Origin of the sequence: Myceligenerans salitolerans (genome assembly GCF_017349295.1) — a bacterium.
Taxonomy (GTDB): Bacteria; Actinomycetota; Actinomycetes; order Actinomycetales; family Cellulomonadaceae; genus Myceligenerans; species Myceligenerans salitolerans.
The window spans coordinates 109,852-130,370 of the sequence record NZ_JAFMPK010000047.1 but is presented as its reverse complement, the minus strand read 5'-3'; the positions used below and the strand labels follow the sequence as shown (position 1 = coordinate 130,370).

Genomic DNA, 20,519 nt, shown 5'->3' with positions numbered 1-20,519 from the left:
GATGACCCGGCGGGACGGCGGGACGAGCGTGTGCCCGGTGGGACGCCTCAGTGCTTGCGCAGCAGGGTCAGGTGCATCGCGTCGGTGCCGTGCACGTGGGGCCACAGCTGGACGTCGTCACGGGCGCCTGCGCCGCCGGTCAGCGGGAGGTCGGGCCGGGTGCCGTCGGGCTCGGTCCGCAGCACGGACCGCACGACGGCGGGGGTGTCCAGCCGTTCGACGTCGTCCCGCCTGCGCAGCACGTCCGTCACCACGAGCTGTGTCTCGGCCAGGACCGGAGAACAGGTCACGTAGGCGACCACGCCGCCGGGACGGACCGCGTCCAGGGCCGAGGCGAGCAGTTCGCGCTGCAGGCCGGTGAGGGTCGCGAGGTCCGCCGGCGTACGGCGCCAGCGCGACTCGGGGCGGCGGCGCAACGCGCCCAGGCCCGTGCAGGGCGCGTCGACGAGCACGCGGTCGTAGGCGCCGGGTTCGTCGGTGCCCGTCTCCCGGCCGTCGCCGGTGCGCACCTCCTCCACGACGCCGTCGGGAACGGCGTCCAGCGCCCGCCGCACGAGCCGCGCCCGGTGCGGCTGCACCTCGTTGGCGACGAGTGTCGCACCCCGCTGCGCGGCCAGTGCGGCCAGCAGTGCGGCCTTCCCGCCCGGTCCGGCGCACAGGTCGAGCCAGCGCTCGGGGCCGCTGGTGGAGGGCTCGGGTTCGGAGACCGGTCCGCCGGAGTCGGTCGCCCGCGCCTGCGGCGCCTCGTTCCGTGCCGGGCCGCCCGCTCCCCTACCGTCGAGGGGAACGGCCGCGAGAGCGAGAGTGACCAGCTGGGATCCCTCGTCCTGCACGCCCGCCCGGCCGTCGCGCACCGCCGGGACCACGCCGGGGTCGCTGCCGTCCAGGACGAGCGCGGTGGGCGCCCAGCGACCGGGAACGAGGTCGGCGTCGTGCCAGGCGTCGTCGTCGGACACGTCGACCAGGCCCGGCCGCGCGACGAGGGTGACGCGTGGTGGCTCGTTGTCGGCCGCCAGGAGGTCACCGATCTCGCCCGGGTCCCGGCCGTGACCGGCCAGCGCCTCGCGCAGCGAACGCACCACCCACAGGGGGTGGGACTGCACCGTCGCGAGTCCGGTGAGGCGGTCCGGGGCGCCGGCCTCGATCCGCTCCAGCCACTCGGGCAGGCTCACCTCCGAGACGCGGCGCAGCACGGCGTTGACGAACTGCGCCGGGCCGGCGCCGACGTTGGTCCGTGCCAGCGCCACCGTCTCGGACACCGCGGCGTGAGACGGTACCCGCATGCCCAGCAGCTGGTGCGCGCCCAGGCGCAGGACGTCGAGCACGCCCGCGTCGAGGTCGTCCAGCGGCCGGTCCACGCACTCGGCCAGGACGGCGTCGTAGCGACCGCGCATCCGCAGGGTGCCGTAGGTCAGCTCCGTCGCGAACCCGGCGTCGCGGCCGCGGATGCGACGGTCCGCGAGCAGGGGCGGCAGGACGAGGTTGGCGTACGCGTCCGACTCGTCGACCTCGCGCAGCACGTCGAACGCGGCGGTGCGCGCCGGGTCGGTGCGCTTGGCACGCTGTCCGGGTGCCTGCCGGGAGGTCGACCGCTCGCCGCGGACGCGGGCGGCCGGCCGCTGTCGTCCGCGGGCGTCGCGCCGGTCGTCCTGACCGCCGGGGCGGCGTCGGCCGCCGTGGTCGTCGCGGCCGGACCCACTGCGGCCGTGCCCGTTCCGGCGGCCACCGCCCGGACGGTCGTCGCGGCGCTCGAAGTGGTCGGCGTTCACGCCCGTACCTCCGATCCGCCGAGCACGAGGCCCGCGTCGATCAGCGCGCGTCCCGCGCCGCGTGCCCAGTCGGGCGCGGGCATGGGTCTCTTGCCCGGCGGTCTGACGTCGCCGAGCGCGACGGCGTGGGTCGCGGTGCCGGCCAGGACGCGTTTCTTCTCCGCGCGGACCCGGCCGGGCGCCAGGTCGGTGACGTCCGGGACGGGCGTGACCGGGCCCAGTCCGAGCCGGGCGGCGTCCGGCCCCTCGCCGGGCAGCGTCGTCCACGCTCCGGGCGCGGGCGTGCAGCCGCGGATCCTCCGGTCGATCGCGGTGGCGGGCACGTGCCAGCGGATCTCGGCGTCCGCGGGCGTGAGCTTGGGGGCGACCGACACGCCGTCGGCGGGCTGGGGGCGGGGCGTCAGGGCGCCGTCCTCCAGCGCGTCGAGGGTGCGCACGAGAAGTTCGGCACCGGACACGGCGAGCCGCGCGAGCAGGTCTCCGGAGGTGTCGCGGGGCCGGATCGACTCGGTGGTGGTACCGAGGACGGGCCCGGTGTCCATGCCCTCGTCGAGCAGGAAGGTGGTGGCGCCGGTCACCTCGTCCCCGGCGATGACGGCGTGCTGCACGGGCGCGGCGCCGCGCCAGGCGGGCAGGACGGAGAAGTGCAGGTTGACCCAGCCCAGGCGCGGGACGGCCAGGACCTCGGGGCGCAGGATGTGTCCGTAGGCGACCACGGGCGCGGCGTCGACACCCAGCTCGCGCAGCGTGCTGAGGAACTCCTCACCGCGCGGCCGGTCGGTGATCACGGGAACGCCGGACTCCTCCGCGCGGACCCGCACCGGACTGGGCGTCAACCTTCTGCCGCGGCCCGCGGGCGCGTCGGCACGTGTGAGCACGGCCACCACCTCGTGGCGGGAGGCGATCAGCGCCTCCAGCGAGGCGACGGCGGGCTCGGGGGTTCCGGCAAACAGGAGACGCACCGCACAATCCTACGAGCGATCCACGCCCGGCGCCGCCACGCCCCACGGTCGGGTGCCGTGTCCGGCACGCCGCCGTCAGACGGCCACGCCCAGGCGCACCAGCTCCTGCCGCGCCGCGGCCACGTCCGTGAACCGGATCGCGTGGAAGCCGCACGCGCGGGCGGCGTCCACGTTCTCCTGCTTGTCGTCGACGAACACCGCCCGCGCCGGGTCGACGTCGAAACTCTCCGCGAGGTGCTGGTAGATCCGCACGTCGGGCTTGGCGAGGCCGACGCGCCCGGAGACGAGCACGCCGTGCAGCAGCCCGATGGCGGGTGCGGCGGGTTCGGCGTGCCGGAAGGTCTCGGCCGACCAGTTGGTCAGCCCGTACAGGCGCAGGCCGAGTCCGGCGAGGTCCTTCACGAGATCCTCCGACCCGGGCACCGGGCCGGTCAGGGTCTCGGCGTAGCGGTCGACGTACACGGCCAGGTCGGCGGACCGGTGCGGGTGGGTGCGCTCGAGCTGGGCGACGATGTCCGCGAACGGCCGCCCGGAGTCGGCCTCGTGGTTGAGCGCGGCGAAACCGACCTCGTCGAAGAACGCGTCGATGTCGGCCGTGGTCCAGGCACGGCCCGACGCGTCGGTGTGGTGCGCGTAGGCGGCGTACGGGTCCCAGCCGACCAGCACGTTGCCGAAGTCGAGGACGACGGTCTCGATGCCTGCGGACTGCCGCGCGGCGGCACCGACGGCCTCTCGTGCGGCGCCGGCGTTCTCGGTGCGGTGGTGACTCACAGCATCTCCTCGGGGTCCATCCTGGCGCGGGCGGTCCCGCGCTCTCGCCTCGCCGATCGTACGGCCATCGACGCGCGCAGCCGGCGCGCGAGCTCGTCGCCCTGGTCGAGCGGCACCCGCAGCACGGTCCGGACGGGACGGGCCACGTCGAGCGCTTCGGCCGCGGCGGCCGGTGCGGCACGGTCCGCCTTGGGGGTCGTCGCGCCGCCGCGCCGTGCCGGCGCGGGCGAGGGGTCGTCGACCTCGACGGGGCCCAGCACGTTCTCACCCGTCAGCCCGACCCGTTCGACCACGGCGGCGACAGCGTCCCGGTCCCCGGTCACGGCCGCGACCCGCACGGCCGGCGGCAGGCGCAGCGCCGCGCGTTCGTCCAGCTCACGGGCGGCGAACCCGCCGGGATCCCAGCGTACGAGGGCCTGGCTGGGCCCGGGGGCGCCGTCGCCGACGAGCAGTACCTGGCCGTCGGGCCGGGCCAGTGCGGCGGCGGCGAGCCAGCGTCCCAGGGCGTCGGTCCCGGCGGCCAGGTGCGTGCCGCCCGACATGACCGCGGCGTCGAGCAGGAGTACGGCGGTGTAGCCGCCCCGGGCGACGGGTTCGGCGCCCGGGGTGGCGACGACCAGCGCGGGCTCGCCCGGCACGGTGTCGAGCACGCCGGACGGCGCGGAGGCCGCCGAGAGCCGTACGGGGACGCCGGGGAACGCTCGGCCGAGCTCCTCGGCGGTGCGTGCCGAACCGACGCGTACGGACCGCAGCCCGGTCCACCCGCACCCGGCGCACGACCAGCCGCCGGCCATCCTGCCGCACCAGGTGCACTGCGGGGACGCGTCGGCGCGAGGCAGCCCGAGCGGACCGTGGCACGCCTCGCAGCGGGCCGCGGTACGGCACCGGGCGCACGCCACCACGGGCAGGTAGCCACCGCGAGGAACCTGGACGAGCACCGGGCCGTGCCCGAGCGCCTCACGTGCGGCGCGCCAGGCCACGGACGGCAGGCGGGCGGCGGCAGCGGCACCCTCGCGGGCCAGCTCGACCGAGGTCAGTGCCCGCACGCGGGGCGTCCGGGCGCGCAGCGTGTCGCGGGCGGGAGCGAGCTCGCGTGCCCAGCCGGACGCCAGCAGCGCCTGCGCCTGGACGGTGCGGCCGGGTGCGCCGAGCAGGAACGCGGCGCCTGCCTGCGCGGCACGGAGCGCGAGCACGTCCCGCGCGTGCGGGTAGGGCGCGTGCGGCTCGGCGAGCGTCTCCTCGCCGTCGCCCCACAGCACCACCAGCCCGAGATCCCGCACCGGCGCGAACATGGCCGCCCGGGTGCCGACCACCACGGGTGCGTGGCCGCGCAGCACGGCGAGATAGGCGCGATAGCGCGGCGCCGGGCCGTCGTCGGCGATCAGGCGCACGTGCCCGCCCGGCCCGGCCGGGATCCCGGCCGCGTCCAGGGCCGCGCGGACCCGGACGACGTCGCGCGCGTCGGGCACGACGACAAGAGCCCCCCTGCCGCCGGCGACGCACGCGGCGACGGCGGCCCCGACCGCCGTCGCCCAGCGCGGAACGGGCGTGCCCGCCGTCTCGGCGGTGCCCGCCCCGGCGGGACGGGTGTCGTCGACGCCGGGCAGCGCGGACCACACGGCACGCGGCGCGTCACCACCCAGCACACGCCGCAGGAACGCCTGCCCACCCTGGTAGGGAGCCCACGCGGAGGTGCCCGTGCCACCGGGGTCGGTCGACCAGTCCCCCGCCGGCCCGTCCGCCCCCTCGCCGCCGTCCTCCCCGGCACGCCCCGGCGGCGGCACCGTCTCCTGCTCCACACGGGCGTGCCGGGGTGGCACGGCCAGCCGTAGCACATCGGCGAGCGTCCCGCCGTACCGGGCCGCCACCGCCCGGCACAGCTCCAGCACCTGCGCCGTCAGCACCCGCTCGGCGGACACGACACGCTTCAGGGGCACGAGCCGCCCCTCGTGGTCGCTCTCGGCGAGACGGGACAGGACGAACCCGCCCACCTCCTGACGCCCGAACCGCACCTTGACGCGCACACCCGGCTGCGCGTCGTCGTCCATCGACGCCGGGACGAGGTAGTCGTACGGCTGGTCGAGATGTGCGGGCTGCAGGTCCAGGGCCACTCGCGCCACCGGCAGCGTCCGCGCGACCGGCACCCCGCCGGTCTCCCCCGCGCCCGTCCCGGCCGCTCGCCCACCCGACGCCTTCGCTCCCGAAGCCTTCCCGCCGGACCGCGCGCCCGCGCCCGGCACCGCGGCCCCGTCGAGCCCGGGAAGCACGTCCTGATCCACGAGTGCTATCCCACCACGACTGACCGACACGGACGACAACCCCGACGGCGCGAACGGAACCGGAACGCGCCCCACCCCGGACGGCACCGCCGGACGACGACCCCGGTCACACCGCCGCGCGCAGCGCCTCCACCCGGTCGGTCCGCTCCCACGTGAAGCCCGGCAGGTCACGGCCGAAGTGCCCGTAGGCCGCGGTACGACGGTAGACAGGACGCAACAGGTCCAGGTCCCGCGTGATCGCGGCCGGCCGCAGGTCGAACACCTCCCGGATCGCCGCCTCGATCCGCGCCGGAGGCACCGTCTCGGTACCGAACGTCTCCACGTACAGCCCCACCGGGTGCGCCTTGCCGATCGCGTACGCCACCTGCACCTCGCACCGTCGCGCCAGCCCCGCGGCGACCACGTTCTTCGCCACCCAGCGCATCGCGTAGGCCGCCGAACGGTCCACCTTCGACGGGTCCTTGCCCGAGAACGCCCCGCCCCCGTGCCGCGCCATGCCGCCGTACGTGTCCACGATGATCTTGCGCCCCGTCAGCCCCGCGTCACCCTGGGGACCACCCACGACGAACTTACCCGTCGGATTCACGATCAGACGCGCGTCGGCCACCACCAGACCGGACTCCTCGGCCGCGTGCGACAGCACCGGACCGATCACCTGCTCCGCGACCTCACGCGTGAGCTTCTCCTGGACCACGTCCGGATCGTGCTGCGTCGACAGGACCACCGTGTCCACCGCCACCGCACGGTCGCCGTCGTACCCGATCGTCACCTGCGTCTTGCCGTCGGGTCGCAACCCCAGCAGCTCACCCGACTTGCGCACCGCCGCCAGCCGTTCCGAGAGCCGATGCGCCAGCCACACGGGCAACGGCATCAGCGACGGCGTCTCGTCGGACGCGTAACCGAACATCAGCCCCTGGTCCCCCGCGCCCTGCGCGTCCAGGGGGTCACCCGCGCCTCCCGCGACCGAGGCGTCGTCACGGCCCTCCAGCGACTTGTCCACACCCTGCGCGATGTCCGGACTCTGCTGACCGATCGACACCGACACGCCGCACGAGTCCGCGTCGAACCCGATCGCACTGGACGTGTACCCGATACCCCGGACCACGTCCCGCACGATCTGCGGGATCTCCACGTACGCCTCCGTGGTCACCTCACCCGCCACGTGCACCAGCCCGGTCGTCACCATCGTCTCCACCGCGACCCGGGATGCCGGGTCCTGCTCGAGCATGGCGTCCAGGATGGCGTCGGAGATCTGATCGCACACCTTGTCCGGATGCCCCTCGGTCACGGACTCCGAGGTGAACAGACGCAGATCACTCATGGACACCAGACTACGGTCTCAACCCGCGAATGCCGACATCCGCCAGCTGAGACGCCGCTCACCCACGACCCACCGGCTGCGTGAACCCCGCACCCACCGGCACGGTCCACCCCGCCGCACCTCACGACCACACCTTCACCACCGCGTCCCACACGGCATCGGCCACCGCACGCTTCGACCCAGCGGCCCGCGCCACCACCTCACCCGCCCCGTCCAGCACGGTCACCTCGTTCGACGCCGTACCGAACCCCAGCCCCGCACCCACCGCGTTCACCGCCAGGAGATCCGCGCCCTTGCGCCGCGCCTTCTGCCGGCCGTGCTCCAGCACGCCCCCGGCCGCATCACCGGTCTCCGCCGCGAAGCCGACCACGACCTGCCCCGCCCGGCGGCGCTCGCGGGCCAGGCCCGCGAGGATGTCGGGGTTCTCGACGAGCCGGATCGGCGCGGGTGCCTCGCCCGGCACCTTCTTGATCTTCGCGTCCGGGGTGTTCTCGGGCCGGAAGTCGGCGACGGCGGCGGCCATCACCACGACGTCGGCCGTGGCGGCGGCCGCGTGCACGGCGTCGGCCAGTTCCGCCGTGGAGCCCACGTGCACGACGGTGACGCCTCCCGCGCGGCCGGGACCGGCCGCGCTCGCCGCGTCCCGGCCGCCGCCGGGTCCGGCTCCGGCCGCGTCCAGGACCGAGTCCTCGACGTTGGCTGCCACGAGGGTGACGTGCGCGCCGCGGTCCGCGGCCGCGGCGGCCAGTGCCACGCCCTGTCTGCCGCTGGACCGGTTGCCGATGAACCGTACGGGGTCGATGGGCTCGCGCGTGCCCCCGGCGGAGACGACGACGTGCTTGCCGCTCAGGTCGCCCGGCCCCGCAGGCTCGCCCGGTGGCGCGGCGACGGCGACGGCCAGGGCCTCGCGCGCGATGTCCTCGGGTTCGGGCAGCCGTCCGGGCCCGGTGTCCTTGCCGGTGAGGCGCCCGCTGGCGGGCTCGATCACGTGCACGCCGCGTTCGCGCAGGACGGCGACGTTGGCGCGGGTGGCGGGGTGCTCCCACATCTCGGTGTGCATGGCCGGTGCCATGACCACGGGGCAGCGGGCGGCGAGCAGGGTGGTGGTGAGCAGGTCGTCGGCGCGGCCGGCCGCGGCCCGTGAGAGCAGGTCGGCGGTGGCGGGTGCGACGACGACCAGGTCGGCACCCTGCCCGAGGGCGACGTGCTGCACGCCGGGGACGTCGTCGAACACCTCGGTGGTCACGGGCTCGCCGGACAACGCCTCGAAGGTCGGGGCGCCGACGAACCGTAGCGCCGCCTCGGTGGGGATCACGCGGACCGCGTGCCCTTGTTCGCGCAGCAGGCGCAGCAGGAGGACGGCCTTGTAGGCGGCGATGCCGCCGCTGACGCCGAGCAGGATCCGCATGGGTGGCCTCGGGTGGTCGGGCAGCGTATGGGGTGGGTGGCCTGCCGCCGGCCTCAGCCGGGGAACTCGGGCAGGGCCTGGGCGGCCTCGGCCTCGGCCTGCTTGCGCGCCTCCACCTCGGCCGGGTCGATCTCCTCGATGGTCAGCAGGCCCTGGTTGATCTCACGCATGGCGATCGACAGGGGCTTCTCCTGGTTGCGGGCCTCCACGAGGGGGCCGACGTTCTCCAGCAGGCCCTCGTTGAGCTGGGAGTAGTACGCGTTGATCTGGCGCGCCCGCTTCGAGGCGTACAGCACGAGGCCGTACTTCGACTCGGTGTGGGCGAGCAGCTCGTCGATCGGCGGGTCGGTGATGCCCTCGGGCCGTGCGACGGATCCAGCCATGATGCAGCTCCAAAAGAAGTCGGGGGTTGCGGGAAAAGTCCGCAGGACAGTCTACCTGCCCGCGGGGCGGCCGGACGGGCCGGGGCCGCCTCAGCGGTGATACCGGCACAGCTCCCGGGCTCGTGCCCGGTGCGCGGCGGCCCCGGGCACGGGTCGCGGCGCCGGTCCGCCGGCGGCGCGACGTACGAGAGGGTTCACCGTTCGCTCGCGGCGGGCCGGCCGGCGACGGCGTGCCGGGGGCGAACGGCGCCGGCGGCCGGCGGATCGTGCTCCTGCCCGGGCGTGCAGTGCGCGGAGACCACGGACATGAGCTCGTCGGTGGCGCGATGCACCTCGTCGTTGACGATCGTGACGTCGAACTCGCGCTCGGCGGCGAGTTCGACGTGCGCGGTGCGCAGCCGGCGCGCACGTTCCTCGGCGTCCTCGGTGCCGCGCCCGACGAGCCTGCGCTCGAGTTCGGCGAAGCTGGGCGGGGCGAGGAACACGAAGCATGCGTCGAGGCCGTCCATCGTCCGGACGGCCTCGCGCACCTGCCGGGCGCCCTGGAGGTCGATCTCCAGGAGCACCGGCACACCTGCCCTGAGCTTCTCCTCGACGGGTCCGCGTGGTGTGCCGTACCGGTTCCTGCCGTGGACGACGGCCCATTCGAGCATCTCGCCGGCCTCGACCAGGCGGTCGAACTCCTCGTGGCTCACGAACCGGTAGTGGACCCCGTCCACTTCTCCGGGGCGCGGCGGCCGCGTGGTCGCCGACACCGAGAGCCACACCTGCGGGTACCGTTCGCGCACGTCCGCGGACACGGTCCCCTTGCCGACTGCCGTCGGCCCGGCCAGGACAGTCAGCCGGGCGGGGGTTGTGGTGGAAATTTCAGCCGAACCTCTCGATCAGGGCCGCGGACTGGTGCGGCCCCAGGCCGCGCACGCGGCGCGTCTCGGCGATCCCGATCTCCTCCATGATCGCCTTCGCCTTCACCTTACCCACTCCGGGCATGGACTCCAGCAGGGAGACGACCTTGAGCTTGCCGACGACGTCGTCCGTGCGCCCCTTCTCGATGACCTCCTTGAGGGAGCCCTGTGAGTACTTCAGCTTGTTCTTGATCTCGGCGCGCACGCGACGGGCTTCGGCCGCCTTCTCGAGTGCGGCTGCACGCTGCTCAGGGGTGAGGGGAGGGAGTGCCACGCAAGTCACCTACTCAGGTTGTGGACGGTTGGCCCGTCCGTGGGTCTTTCGAGACTGCTGCCTCGAAAGTAGTCATGACTTCCCTGGTCGGCAATCCAGAACCCCCCGCGTGGCGCACATTTCCGCAACCCTTCACGTCTGCCGGACATCCCATCAAGAGCATTTCACCGTAAAGGGTATGCAGAATGCGCCAAAAGTCCTGGTCGACGCCGTGTCAACCCTCAGGCACGGAGAACAGTGTGACGTCCGTCACGCACTACGGGTTCTCCCGCACCGTGGGATCGCGGGAGCGCTGATCAGCTCCCCGATCCGGGCCCGGCGGCGCGACGGTTCCTCGCCCCGCCGAGCCGCCGGAGCGGTGCGTCAGCCGCGCAGCGCGCGGGTCGCCTCCCCGGCGGCACGCCGGGCCGCCGCCCGCAGGTCCCCCGGCGCGGGGCCCGCCCGCAGGATGGCGCGGGAGGAGGACGCGAGCACCTGCCCGCGCGCGGCCCCGAACGTCGTCGCGAGCTCCTTCTCCCCCGCGCCCTGCGCTCCCACACCCGGGGCGAGCAGGGGCCCGTTCACCGCCGCGAGGTCGACGCCGGTGGCCACGACGGCGTCACCGATGGTCGCACCCACGACCAGGCCCACCGACCCCATCGGCGCGGCCCCGGCGTTGAGCGCGGCCGCGTGCGCTGCCATGAGCGCGGCCACGGAAGGCCCCGGCCCGGTGCCGCCCGGACCCGCGTTCGAGCGGGCGTGCTGCACCTGAGGGCCCTCGGGGTTCGAGGTCAGGCACAGCACGAACAGCCCGCGGCCGGTAGCGGCGGCCAGGTCCACCGCGGGGCGGAGAGAACCGAAACCGAGGTAGGGCGAGACGGTCAGGGCGTCACCGGCCAGCGGCGAGCCGTCCCGCAGGAACGCGTCGGCGTACGCCGACATCGTGGAGCCGATGTCCCCACGCTTCGCGTCCACGATCGTCAGCAGCCCGGCCGCGCGGGCGGCGGCGAGAGTCTCCTCCAGCGCCGCCAGCCCCGCCGACCCGTGCCGCTCGTAGAACGCGGCTTGCGGCTTGACCACCGCCACCTGCCCGGCCAGCGCCTCCACCACCCGCAGCGAGAAGTCCCGCACACCGGAGGCGGTGTCCGCCAGCCCCCACCCGTCCAGCAGCGTCCCGTGCGGGTCGATGCCCACGCACAACGGCCCGTGCTCGTCCATCGCCCCGGCCAGCCGTGCACCGAACGGCACCGTCGCCGCGCCGTCCCGCCCACCCCGCACGGCAGGGCCCGACGACGGCGCGCCCGGCGGGACCGGGCTCATACCAGCACCTCCCGCACCGCACCACCACCCGGCTCACCCGAGCCGACGGGATCGCCCGAACCGTCCGCACCGCCCGAGCCGGCACGCGCCCGCCGGGCGAGCGTCGCGGCGGTGTGCTCCTGCAGGCTGCCGACCGCGAACGGGCCACCACGCACCGCCTCGATGCCCTGGACCGCCGCGGCCAGCTGGTCCACCGTCGTGACGATGGGCCGGTCGGCCGCCGTCGTGGCCGCACGGATCTCGTAGCCGTCCGCGCGCGCACCCTGCCCGGACGGTGAGTTGACCACCAGGTCGACCTGCCCGTCGAGAATGAGGTCCACGATCGTCGGCTCCCCCTGCGGCCCCTTCCCCGCCGAGTACTTGCGCACCACCTGCGCCTCGATACCGTTACGCCGCAGCACCGTCGCGGTACCCGCCGTGGCCAGCACCGTGAACCCGATCTCGGCCAACCTCTTGACCGGGAACACCACGTGCCGCTTGTCCCGGTCGGCCACCGACACGAACACGGTGCCCGACGTCGGCAACCCCCCGTAGGCAGCCGCCTGGGACTTCGCGAACGCGTGCGGGAAGTCCTTGTCGAAACCCATCACCTCACCGGTGGAACGCATCTCCGGACCCAGCACCGTGTCCACCACGATCCCCGCACCGGTACGGAACCGCTTGAACGGCAGCACCGCCTCCTTCACCGCCAGCGGCGCCTCCAGGTCCAGCGTGCCACCATCGCCCTCGGCCGGCAGCAGCCCCTGCGCGCGCAGCCCCGCGATGCTCTCCCCCACCATCACCCGCGCGGCCGCCTTCGCCAGCGCGGTACCCGTCGCCTTGGACACGAACGGCACCGTGCGCGACGCCCGCGGATTGGCCTCCAGCACGTACAGCACATCCGACACCAGCGCATACTGCACGTTCAACAGCCCGCGCACGCCCACACCCCGGGCGATCGCCTCGGTCGAACGACGGATCCGCTCGATCTCCACCTCCGACAGCGACACCGGCGGCAGCACGCACGCCGAGTCACCCGAATGGATCCCGGCCTCCTCGATGTGCTCCATCACCCCGCCGAGGAACAACTCCTCACCGTCGTACAGCGCGTCGACGTCGATCTCCATCGCATCGTCCAGGAACCGGTCGATCAGCAACGGCGCCGGCAACGTACCGGGCACACCCACCCGGGTCGCCTCCACCAACGCGCGTTCCACGTACTCGGTCAGCTGACCGTCGGAGTACACGATCTCCATGCCCCGCCCACCCAGCACGTAGGAAGGACGCACGAGCACCGGATAACCGATCCGGTCGGCGACCTCCCGCGCCTGCCCCAGCGTGCGCGCCGTACCGAACGCCGGTGCCGGCAGACCCGCATCGTGCAGCACCTGCCCGAACACACCACGATCCTCGGCCGCGTCGATCGCCTCCGGGCTCGTACCCAGGATCGGCAGCCCCGCATCGGCCAGCCGCTGCGCCAGACCCAGCGGCGTCTGCCCGCCCAGCTGCACGATGATCCCCTTGACCGGACCCGCCGCGGCCTCCGCCTGATACACCTCCAGCACGTCCTCGAACGTCAGCGGCTCGAAGTACAACCGGTCCGACGTGTCGTAGTCCGTCGACACCGTCTCCGGGTTGCAGTTCACCATCACCGTCTCGTACCCCGCCTCGGCCAGCGCCAACGTCGCGTGCACGCACGAGTAGTCGAACTCGATCCCCTGCCCGATCCGGTTCGGACCCGACCCCAGGATGATGACCGCCTCCCGCTCCCGCGGCGCCACCTCCGACTCCTGGTCGTAGGACGAGTAGTGGTACGGCGTCGCCGCCGCGAACTCCGCCGCGCACGTGTCCACCGTCTTGTACACCGGCCGCACCCCCAGCGCGTGCCGCACCTCCCGCACCGTCGCCTCACCAGCCGGCCCCATGTTCCGCAGCCGCGCGATCTGGGCATCCGACAACCCGTGCCGCTTCGCCTCCCGCACCACGTCCGCCGTCAGCGTGGCGCTCGCGGCCACGGCCGCGGCCTGCTCGTTGACCAGGAGGATCTGGTCCAGGAACCAGGGGTCGATGCCGCTGGCGGCATGCACCCGGTCGATCAGGTCACCCGCCGCGGTCCCGCCCGGCTCCGCCGCCGCGCGCAGCACCTGCTGCACCTGCACGAGCCGCGACTCCGTGGGCCGCTCGATCTCCTTCAGCAGCGCCTCCAACCGCGCGCCCGACGGCGCGGCGCCGTCCCAGTGGAACGTCACCCCGCCCTTGTCGATCGACCGCAACGCCTTGCCGAGGGCCTCGGTGAAGTTGCGGCCCAGCGCCATCGCCTCGCCCACCGACTTCATGGTCGTGGTCAGCGTGTCGTCGGCGGCGGGGAACTTCTCGAACGCGAACCGCGGCACCTTGACCACCACGTAGTCGAGCGTCGGCTCGAACGACGCGGGCGTGACCCGCGTGATGTCGTTCGGGATCTCGTCCAGCGTGTACCCCACCGCGAGCTTCGCGGCGATCTTCGCGATCGGGAACCCCGTCGCCTTCGACGCCAGCGCACTGGACCGCGACACGCGCGGGTTCATCTCGATGACGATCACGCGCCCCGTGGCCGGGTCCACGGCGTACTGGATGTTGCAGCCGCCGGTGTCGACCCCCACCTCCCGGATCACCGCGATACCGATGTCCCGCAGCTTCTGGTACTCCCGGTCGGTCAGCGTCATCGCCGGCGCCACCGTCACCGAGTCACCCGTGTGCACACCCACGGCGTCGACGTTCTCGATCGAGCAGACCACCACGACGTTGTCGTCCTTGTCGCGCATCAGCTCCAGCTCGTACTCCTTCCACCCGAGGATCGACTCCTCCAGGAGCACCTCCGTGGTCGGCGAGTAGTGCAGCCCCTGCCCGACGATCCGGCGCAGGTCCTCCTCGTCGTACGCCAGCCCGGAACCCAGGCCACCCATCGTGAACGAAGGACGCACCACCATCGGGTACCCGAGCGTGTCGGCCGCCCGCAGCGCCTCCTCGACCGAGTGCACGATCTCGCTGCGCGCGGACTCACCCCCGCACCGCTCCACGACCCGCTTGAACTGCTCCCGATCCTCACCCTTCTGGATCGCGGCGATGTTCGCGCCGATCAGCTCCACGCCGTACTCCGCCAGCACCCCGGCCTCGTCGAGCGCGATGGCCGCGTTCAGCGCCGTCTGACCGCCCAGCGTCGGCAGCAGCGCGTCGGGACGCTCCTTCGCGATGATCGAGGTCAGTACCTCCGTCGTGATCGGCTCCACGTACGTCGCGTCCGCGAACTCGGGGTCCGTCATGATCGTGGCCGGGTTCGAGTTCACCAGGACGACCCGCAGGCCCTCCTCCTTCAGCACCCGGCACGCCTGGGTACCCGAGTAGTCGAACTCGCACGCCTGACCGATCACGATCGGGCCCGACCCGATCACCAGGACCGAAGAGATGTCGTTCCGGCGGGCCATCAGTGCTTCTCCTCAGTCTCGACAGCAGCAGTCTCATCAGCGGCGGCAACCGGCACGGCCCCACCGTCCGGCACCGGCCCGCCGGGCGAGGCCAGCCGTGGCGGCCACGCCCCCGGATCCGTCAGCAACCCGACGAACCGATCGAACAGGTACGCCGCGTCATGCGGACCCGCCGCCGCCTCCGGGTGGTACTGCACCGAGAAAGCCGGCAGGTCCAGACACGTCAACCCCTCCACCACCTGGTCGTTCAACCCCACATGGGAGACGACGACGCGCCCGTACCGGCCGCCGGCGTGCGGAGCCGTCGAGGCCACCGCACCCCCCGACCCGTCCGACACCGGCGCGTCCACGGCGAACCCGTGGTTGTGCGCCGTCACCTCCACCTTCCCCGTCGTGCGATCCAGCACCGGCTGATTGATCCCCCGGTGCCCGTACCCCAGCTTGAACGTGCCGTACCCCAGCGCCCGCCCCAGGATCTGGTTCCCGAAACAGATCCCGAAGAACGGAATCCCCCGGTCCAGCACCTCACGCAACAACCCCACCTCGTGCTCGGCCGCATCCGGATCCCCCGGACCGTTCGAGAAGAACACCCCCCGCGGCGCACCCTCCGGCGCCTGAGCGAACACCTCCAGCACGTCCTCGATCGTGGAACTCTGCGGAACCACCACGACCCGCACACCACGCTCCGCCAGCCGCACCGGCGTCATCGCCTTGATCCCCAGATCCACCGCGACCACCGTCGCCACCGGCGCCCGCCCCGCGAACTCCCCCGACGGCTCCACCACGTACGACTCCCGCGTGGACACCTCCGGCGCCAGGTTCGCCCCCGCCATCTGCGGCGCCGACCGCACCTGCGCCACCAGGTCCGACACCGGGCGCTCGCGCACCCGCCCACCGGGCCCCTCCTCGAACAGCGCCTCACCGGAGAAGATCCCGGCGCGCATCACACCCTCCTCACGCAGCCGCCGCGTCAGCGCCCGCGTGTCCAGACCACTCACCCCGACCACACCCTGCGCCGCCAGCTCCTCGTCCAGGGAACGCCGCGCCCGCCAGCTCGACACACGCCGCGCGGGATCCCGCACCACGTACCCGGACACCCAGATCCGCCCCGACTCCGGGTCGTCGTCGTTCACACCCGTGTTGCCCACGTGCGGAGCCGTCATCACCACGATCTGCCGGTGGTAGGACGGATCCGTCAACGTCTCCTGGTAGCCCGTCATACCCGTGGAGAACACCAGCTCCCCGAACGTCGAACCCGTCGCGCCATAGGCGCGGCCCGCGAACGTGCTGCCGTCCTCCAGGACGAGCGCGGCGCGCGTCGAACTCGTCGTCATGTCGGTGATCGGATCAGATGTCGTCGTCATCGTGTGTTCCCCCGGTCGTGCTGGGTGCCTGGTACTGCCGGACGTCCTGCTGAAGTTCACTGCTGTCGTACGTCGCGGCGCCGGCCCTGCCCGCCGCGACCAGATGGCGGACGGCATCCACCAGCCCACCACGACCCGTGGCGTGCCGGGTGCGCAGCCCGGTGTCGAGCAGGACGGAACCCTCACCGGCATCGTCACCGGACACCGCCCACGACACCACGACCAGCCCGTCCGCCCCCACATACTTCCCCGCCATCCCCGGCGCCAACTGCGCCGACCGGATCGCGCCGACCGGGATCCACACGTCCCGCGTCCCCTCACGCTCCACGAGCACACCCGAGTCCAGCACACTCACCCGCGCCAGCGCCCGGTCACCCAGCTGATGCGCACCCACGCGCGCCAACCAGTCACCATGCAGCGTGCTCGACACGTACGTCGCCTCGACCGGCCCGAACACCGGCACCGGCCCCCCGGTCAACGCACCGGCCAACGACGCCGCCACCTCAGCCGGAACCGGAGGCGGCACAGGAACCACCGCCCTCGTCCGCGACGCCAGCCGACGCCGCCCCGTCAGCACCAGATACAGCAGCGCGAGCCCGACCACGACCCAGACCGCCACCGCCACCGGCATCGGAAGATTCACAGCAGCACTCCCTCCGTCTCGCCCACCCGGCCGAGCTCGCCGCCCACCGGCACACCACCGAGCACCGTCGCCCGGCCCCGCAGGAACGTCGCCACCACCACACCCGGCAGCTCCATCCCCTCCAACGGCGTGTTCGCACTCGCCGTCACCTGCTCCACACCACGCACCGTGCGCGACCGCGACGGATCCACCAACGTCACGTTCGCCGGCTCACCCACCTCCAACGGACGACCATGCCCCTGCACACCCCCGTCGATCCGCCCGATCCGAGCCGGCGCCTGCGACAACACCCGCGCCACGTCCGCCCACGACATCCTCCCCGTGTCCACCATCGTCGCCTGCACCACCGACAAGGCCGTCTCCAGCCCCGTCATCCCGAACGCCGCCGCCGCCCACTCGCAGTCCTTGTCCTCCACCGGATGCGGCGCATGGTCCGTCGCCACGACATCGATCGTGCCGTCCGCCAGCCCCTCACGCACCGCCTCCACATCAGCCCGCGTCCGCAACGGCGGATTCACCTTGAACCGCGCGTCGTACGACCGCGCCCGCTCATCCGTCAGCAGCAGATGATGCGGCGTCACCTCCGCCGTCACCTCCACCCCCCGCGACTTCGCCCACCGCACGATCTCCACCGACCGCGCCGTCGACAGATGACACACGTGCAACCGCGACCCCACGTGCTCCGCCAGCAGCACATCCCGCGCGATGATCGACTCCTCCGCCACCGCCGGCCACCCCGCCAGCCCCACCTCCGCCGACACCACACCCTCGTTCATCTGCGCACCCTCGGTCAGCCGAGGCTCCTGCGCATGCTGCGCCACCACGCCGTCGAACGCCTTCACGTACTCCAGCGCCCGCCGCATCAGCACCGGATCGTGCACACACTTCCCGTCGTCCGAGAACACCCGCACCGCAGCCGCCGAATCCGCCATCGCACCCAGCTCCGCCAGGCGCTCGCCGCCGAGGCCCACGGTGACAGCGCCCACGGGACGCACGTCGACCCAGCCGGCGTCACGCCCGAGCCGCCACACCTGCTCGACGACACCGGCGGTGTCCTGGGTGGGGGTCGTGTTCGCCATCGCGTGCACCGCGGTGAAGCCGCCCGCGGCGGCCGCGCGGGTGCCGGAGTACACCGTCTCGGCGTCCTCCCGGCCTGGTTCGCGCAGGTGCGTGTGCAGGTCGACCAGGCCCGGCAGGAGGACGAGGCGGTTCCCGCCATCGATCTCGACGACGTCCGTGCCCGTGTCCGACGACGAGCCCGGGCCGGCGGTGCCGGCCACGGAAGGATCCCCGGACGGCGAAGCCGTCGCCGGGCGGGGCGCGGTGCCCGGCGCGCCGACGTACGCGATCTGCCCGCCGGACAGGACGACGTCGGCGGGCTCGCCGCCGAGCGGGCGCACGCCGCGCAGGATGTACGTGGTGGTCACAGACTGGTCCTCTCGTCAGGGGCGTCGTCGCTGCCTGCCAGCAGCAGGTACAGGGACGCCATGCGCACCGCGATGCCGTTCGCGACCTGTTCCACGATCACGGACCGGGGATGGTCGGCGGCGTCCGCGCTGATCTCCAGGCCCCGGTTCATCGGCCCGGGGTGCATGACGATCGCATGGCGGGGAAGCCGCGCCAGGCGCTGCGAACCGAGGCCGAACTTGCGGCTGTACTCCTGCGCGCTCGGGAAGAACGCGCCGCCCGCACCGCCGCTCATCCGCTCGCGCTGCACACGGAGCATCATCACCGCGTCGGGCGACGCCTGCTCGATCGTCTCATCGAGATGGTAGGAGACGTCGCACGGCCACGTCTCGACACCGACGGGCAGCAGCGTCGGCGGGGCCACGAGCGTCACGTGGGCACCGAGCGTGTGCAGGAGGTGCACGTTCGACCGCGCCACCCGGGAGTGCAGCACGTCACCGACGATCGCCACCCGCAGCCCGGCCAGATCGGTCCCTTCCGTGCCGGCGTCCGACCCGCCGCCCACCAGGTGCCGACGGATCGTGAACGCGTCCAGCAGCGCCTGGGTCGGGTGCTGGTGCATCCCGTCGCCGGCGTTGAGCACCGCGGCGTCCAGCCAGCCGGCGTGCGCGAGCATGTGCGGCGCACCGGACGCCTGGTGGCGCACGACGACGGCGTCGGCTCCCATGGCGTGCAGGGTGAGCGCGGTGTCCTTGAGGGACTCGCCCTTGGACACGCTCGAGCCCTTGGCCGAGAAGTTGATCACGTCGGCCGACAGACGTTTCGCGGCGGTCTCGAACGAGATGCGCGTGCGCGTGGAGTCCTCGTAGAACAGATTGACCACCGTGCGGCCACGGAGGGTGGGCAGCTTCTTCATCTCGCGCGCCTGGGTGGCCGCCATCTGCGCGGCCGTGTCCAGCAGCAGGACGGCGTCGTCCTTCGCGAGGTCGGCGGTGGACAGCAGGTGCCTCATCGCATGCCCCCCTCGCCCGGGGTCTGCCCGGCCGCGGCGACGTTCTCGCCGATCGTGACCGCGTCCTCGCCGTCGGTCTCGGTCAGGCGCACGCTCACGCGCTCGGAGCGGGACGTGGGCAGGTTCTTGCCCACGAAGTCGGCGCGGATCGGCAGCTCGCGGTGCCCTCGGTCCACGAGGGCCGCGAGCTGCACGGCGCGCGGGCGGCCGACGTCGTTGAGCGCGTCCAGCGCCGCGCGGATGGTGCGGCCGGAGAACAGCACGTCGTCGACGAGCACCACCGTGCGGCCGTCGACGCCGCCGCCGGGGATGCGCGTCGCCCCGACCGCGCGTGTGGGATGCCGGCGCAGGTCGTCGCGATACATGGTGACGTCGAGCTCCCCCACGGCGCCGGGGTCGTACGTGGGCTCGACGGCCGCGAGACGCTCGGCGAGCCGGCGGGCCAGCGGGACGCCCCGCGTCGGGATGCCGAGGAGGACGACGTCGGCCGCTCCCTTGTTGCGCTCGGTGATCTCGTGCGCGATGCGCGTCAGCGCGCGGGCGATGTCGGGAGCTTCGAGAACCGTGGTTCCCCGGGGGTTCTCGCTCGGCCTGTCTCCGGGCAGAGCGGTGCTAGGACTCATCCTCCTGGCCTCCTTTTCCGCCTCACCGGACGGGATTAAAGGGAGTCTGACACCGCCACCATAACCCGTAGCACGGGCACGAGAACGCCGCCCGCCGCGATGCGGCGAGCGGCGTTCCTCACACCACCGTGTCCCTCACGGGCCCTGGCATCGTCCACCGGCGCCGAGACCCTCGGAGCGGGTCACGCGAGCAGGCTGGGCTTCATGTCCTTGATCCGGCCGAGGAGCCCGTTCACGAAAGCCGGCGACTCGTCGGTGGACAGCCCGGCGGCGAGCTCCACCGCCTCGTCGACGGCGACGGCGTCGGGGACGTCGTCGTTGAACAGCAGCTCCCACGTTCCGATACGCAACAGGGCGCGGTCCACCGCCGGCATACGCCGCAGCGTCCAGCCGTGCGAGTACGTCTCGAGGGCCTCGTCGATGCGGTCCAGCCGCGCCAGCACCCCCTCGACGATCTCGACCGTGTACTGCGGCACGGGCGCCTCGGTGTACGGGGTCGCGACCCGGTCGGCGAGAAGCTTCGCCGGATCGATGTCCCGCTGCTCGGCCTCGAAGAGGATGTCGGCGGCGCGCTTGCGCGCCTTGGTGCGGGCGCCCATCAGGTTCCTTTCTGTGACGACTGATCCGTTCGGCTCCGCGGGAAGGGTGTCTCGGCA

The 20,519-nt window shown here is 73.3% G+C and carries 17 protein-coding genes; all 17 read right to left on the bottom strand.

Translation table 11 applies throughout. From position 1 onward, the window contains the following. Window positions 1-47: 47 nt before the first annotated feature. Window positions 48-1,769 carry an RsmB/NOP family class I SAM-dependent RNA methyltransferase gene (locus J0911_RS14120; protein ID WP_307865092.1) on the bottom strand — a complete coding sequence of 574 codons (1,722 nt, stop codon included), beginning with the start codon at window positions 1,767-1,769 and terminating at the stop codon, window positions 48-50. Then, window positions 1,766-2,731, bottom strand: a complete 966-nt coding sequence (gene fmt, locus J0911_RS14115; protein WP_207276098.1) for a methionyl-tRNA formyltransferase — start codon at window positions 2,729-2,731, stop codon at window positions 1,766-1,768. The genes J0911_RS14120 and fmt overlap by 4 nt, the downstream gene beginning before the upstream one ends. A 75-nt stretch (window positions 2,732-2,806) precedes the next feature. Then, the gene (locus J0911_RS14110) at window positions 2,807-3,502 is read right to left on the bottom strand and encodes an HAD family hydrolase (RefSeq protein WP_307865091.1); all 696 of its coding nucleotides are present in this window, start codon (window positions 3,500-3,502) and stop codon (window positions 2,807-2,809) included. Then, window positions 3,499-5,781 (bottom strand): primosomal protein N', encoded by a 2,283-nt coding sequence (locus J0911_RS14105; protein WP_372434883.1) that lies wholly within the window; start codon window positions 5,779-5,781, stop codon window positions 3,499-3,501. The genes J0911_RS14110 and J0911_RS14105 overlap by 4 nt, the downstream gene beginning before the upstream one ends. Before the next feature lie 106 nt (window positions 5,782-5,887). After that, entirely contained in the window at window positions 5,888-7,102 is a 1,215-nt protein-coding gene (gene metK / locus J0911_RS14100; protein WP_207276097.1) for a methionine adenosyltransferase, read from the bottom strand. A gap of 121 nt (window positions 7,103-7,223) precedes the next feature. Further along, entirely contained in the window at window positions 7,224-8,510 is a 1,287-nt protein-coding gene (gene coaBC / locus J0911_RS14095; RefSeq protein WP_207276096.1) for a bifunctional phosphopantothenoylcysteine decarboxylase/phosphopantothenate--cysteine ligase CoaBC, read from the bottom strand. A gap of 53 nt (window positions 8,511-8,563) precedes the next feature. After that, window positions 8,564-8,893, bottom strand: coding sequence for a DNA-directed RNA polymerase subunit omega (gene rpoZ / locus J0911_RS14090; RefSeq protein WP_123814646.1), 330 nt, complete (start codon window positions 8,891-8,893; stop codon window positions 8,564-8,566). 194 nt (window positions 8,894-9,087) lie between these two features. Continuing rightward, a complete protein-coding gene (gmk, locus tag J0911_RS14085; RefSeq protein WP_207276817.1) occupies window positions 9,088-9,759 on the bottom strand; it encodes a guanylate kinase in 672 nt (223 codons plus the stop codon). Between the two features lies 1 nt (window position 9,760). Further along, window positions 9,761-10,072 carry an integration host factor, actinobacterial type gene (gene mihF / locus J0911_RS14080; RefSeq protein WP_123814648.1) on the bottom strand — a complete coding sequence of 104 codons (312 nt, stop codon included), beginning with the start codon at window positions 10,070-10,072 and terminating at the stop codon, window positions 9,761-9,763. 363 nt (window positions 10,073-10,435) lie between these two features. Further along, the gene (gene pyrF, locus J0911_RS14075; RefSeq protein ID WP_207276095.1) at window positions 10,436-11,371 is read right to left on the bottom strand and encodes an orotidine-5'-phosphate decarboxylase; all 936 of its coding nucleotides are present in this window, start codon (window positions 11,369-11,371) and stop codon (window positions 10,436-10,438) included. Continuing rightward, window positions 11,368-14,814: a carbamoyl-phosphate synthase large subunit gene (gene carB, locus J0911_RS14070; protein WP_207276094.1), complete on the bottom strand. Its 3,447-nt coding sequence runs from the start codon at window positions 14,812-14,814 to the stop codon at window positions 11,368-11,370. Before carB ends, pyrF begins: the two co-directional genes overlap by 4 nt. Beyond that, window positions 14,814-16,178: a glutamine-hydrolyzing carbamoyl-phosphate synthase small subunit gene (gene carA / locus J0911_RS14065; protein ID WP_207276093.1), complete on the bottom strand. Its 1,365-nt coding sequence runs from the start codon at window positions 16,176-16,178 to the stop codon at window positions 14,814-14,816. Before carA ends, carB begins: the two co-directional genes overlap by 1 nt. Next, a complete protein-coding gene (locus J0911_RS14060; protein WP_207276092.1) occupies window positions 16,162-16,821 on the bottom strand; it encodes a PH-like domain-containing protein in 660 nt (219 codons plus the stop codon). Before J0911_RS14060 ends, carA begins: the two co-directional genes overlap by 17 nt. Next, a complete protein-coding gene (locus J0911_RS14055; protein ID WP_207276091.1) occupies window positions 16,818-18,248 on the bottom strand; it encodes a dihydroorotase in 1,431 nt (476 codons plus the stop codon). The genes J0911_RS14060 and J0911_RS14055 overlap by 4 nt, the downstream gene beginning before the upstream one ends. Then, window positions 18,245-19,240 (bottom strand): aspartate carbamoyltransferase catalytic subunit, encoded by a 996-nt coding sequence (locus J0911_RS14050; RefSeq protein ID WP_207276090.1) that lies wholly within the window; start codon window positions 19,238-19,240, stop codon window positions 18,245-18,247. Before J0911_RS14050 ends, J0911_RS14055 begins: the two co-directional genes overlap by 4 nt. Then, entirely contained in the window at window positions 19,237-19,863 is a 627-nt protein-coding gene (gene pyrR, locus J0911_RS14045; RefSeq protein ID WP_207276089.1) for a bifunctional pyr operon transcriptional regulator/uracil phosphoribosyltransferase PyrR, read from the bottom strand. The genes J0911_RS14050 and pyrR overlap by 4 nt, the downstream gene beginning before the upstream one ends. 182 nt (window positions 19,864-20,045) lie before the next feature. Next, the gene (nusB, locus tag J0911_RS14040) at window positions 20,046-20,462 is read right to left on the bottom strand and encodes a transcription antitermination factor NusB (RefSeq protein ID WP_207276088.1); all 417 of its coding nucleotides are present in this window, start codon (window positions 20,460-20,462) and stop codon (window positions 20,046-20,048) included. Window positions 20,463-20,519 lie beyond the last annotated feature (57 nt).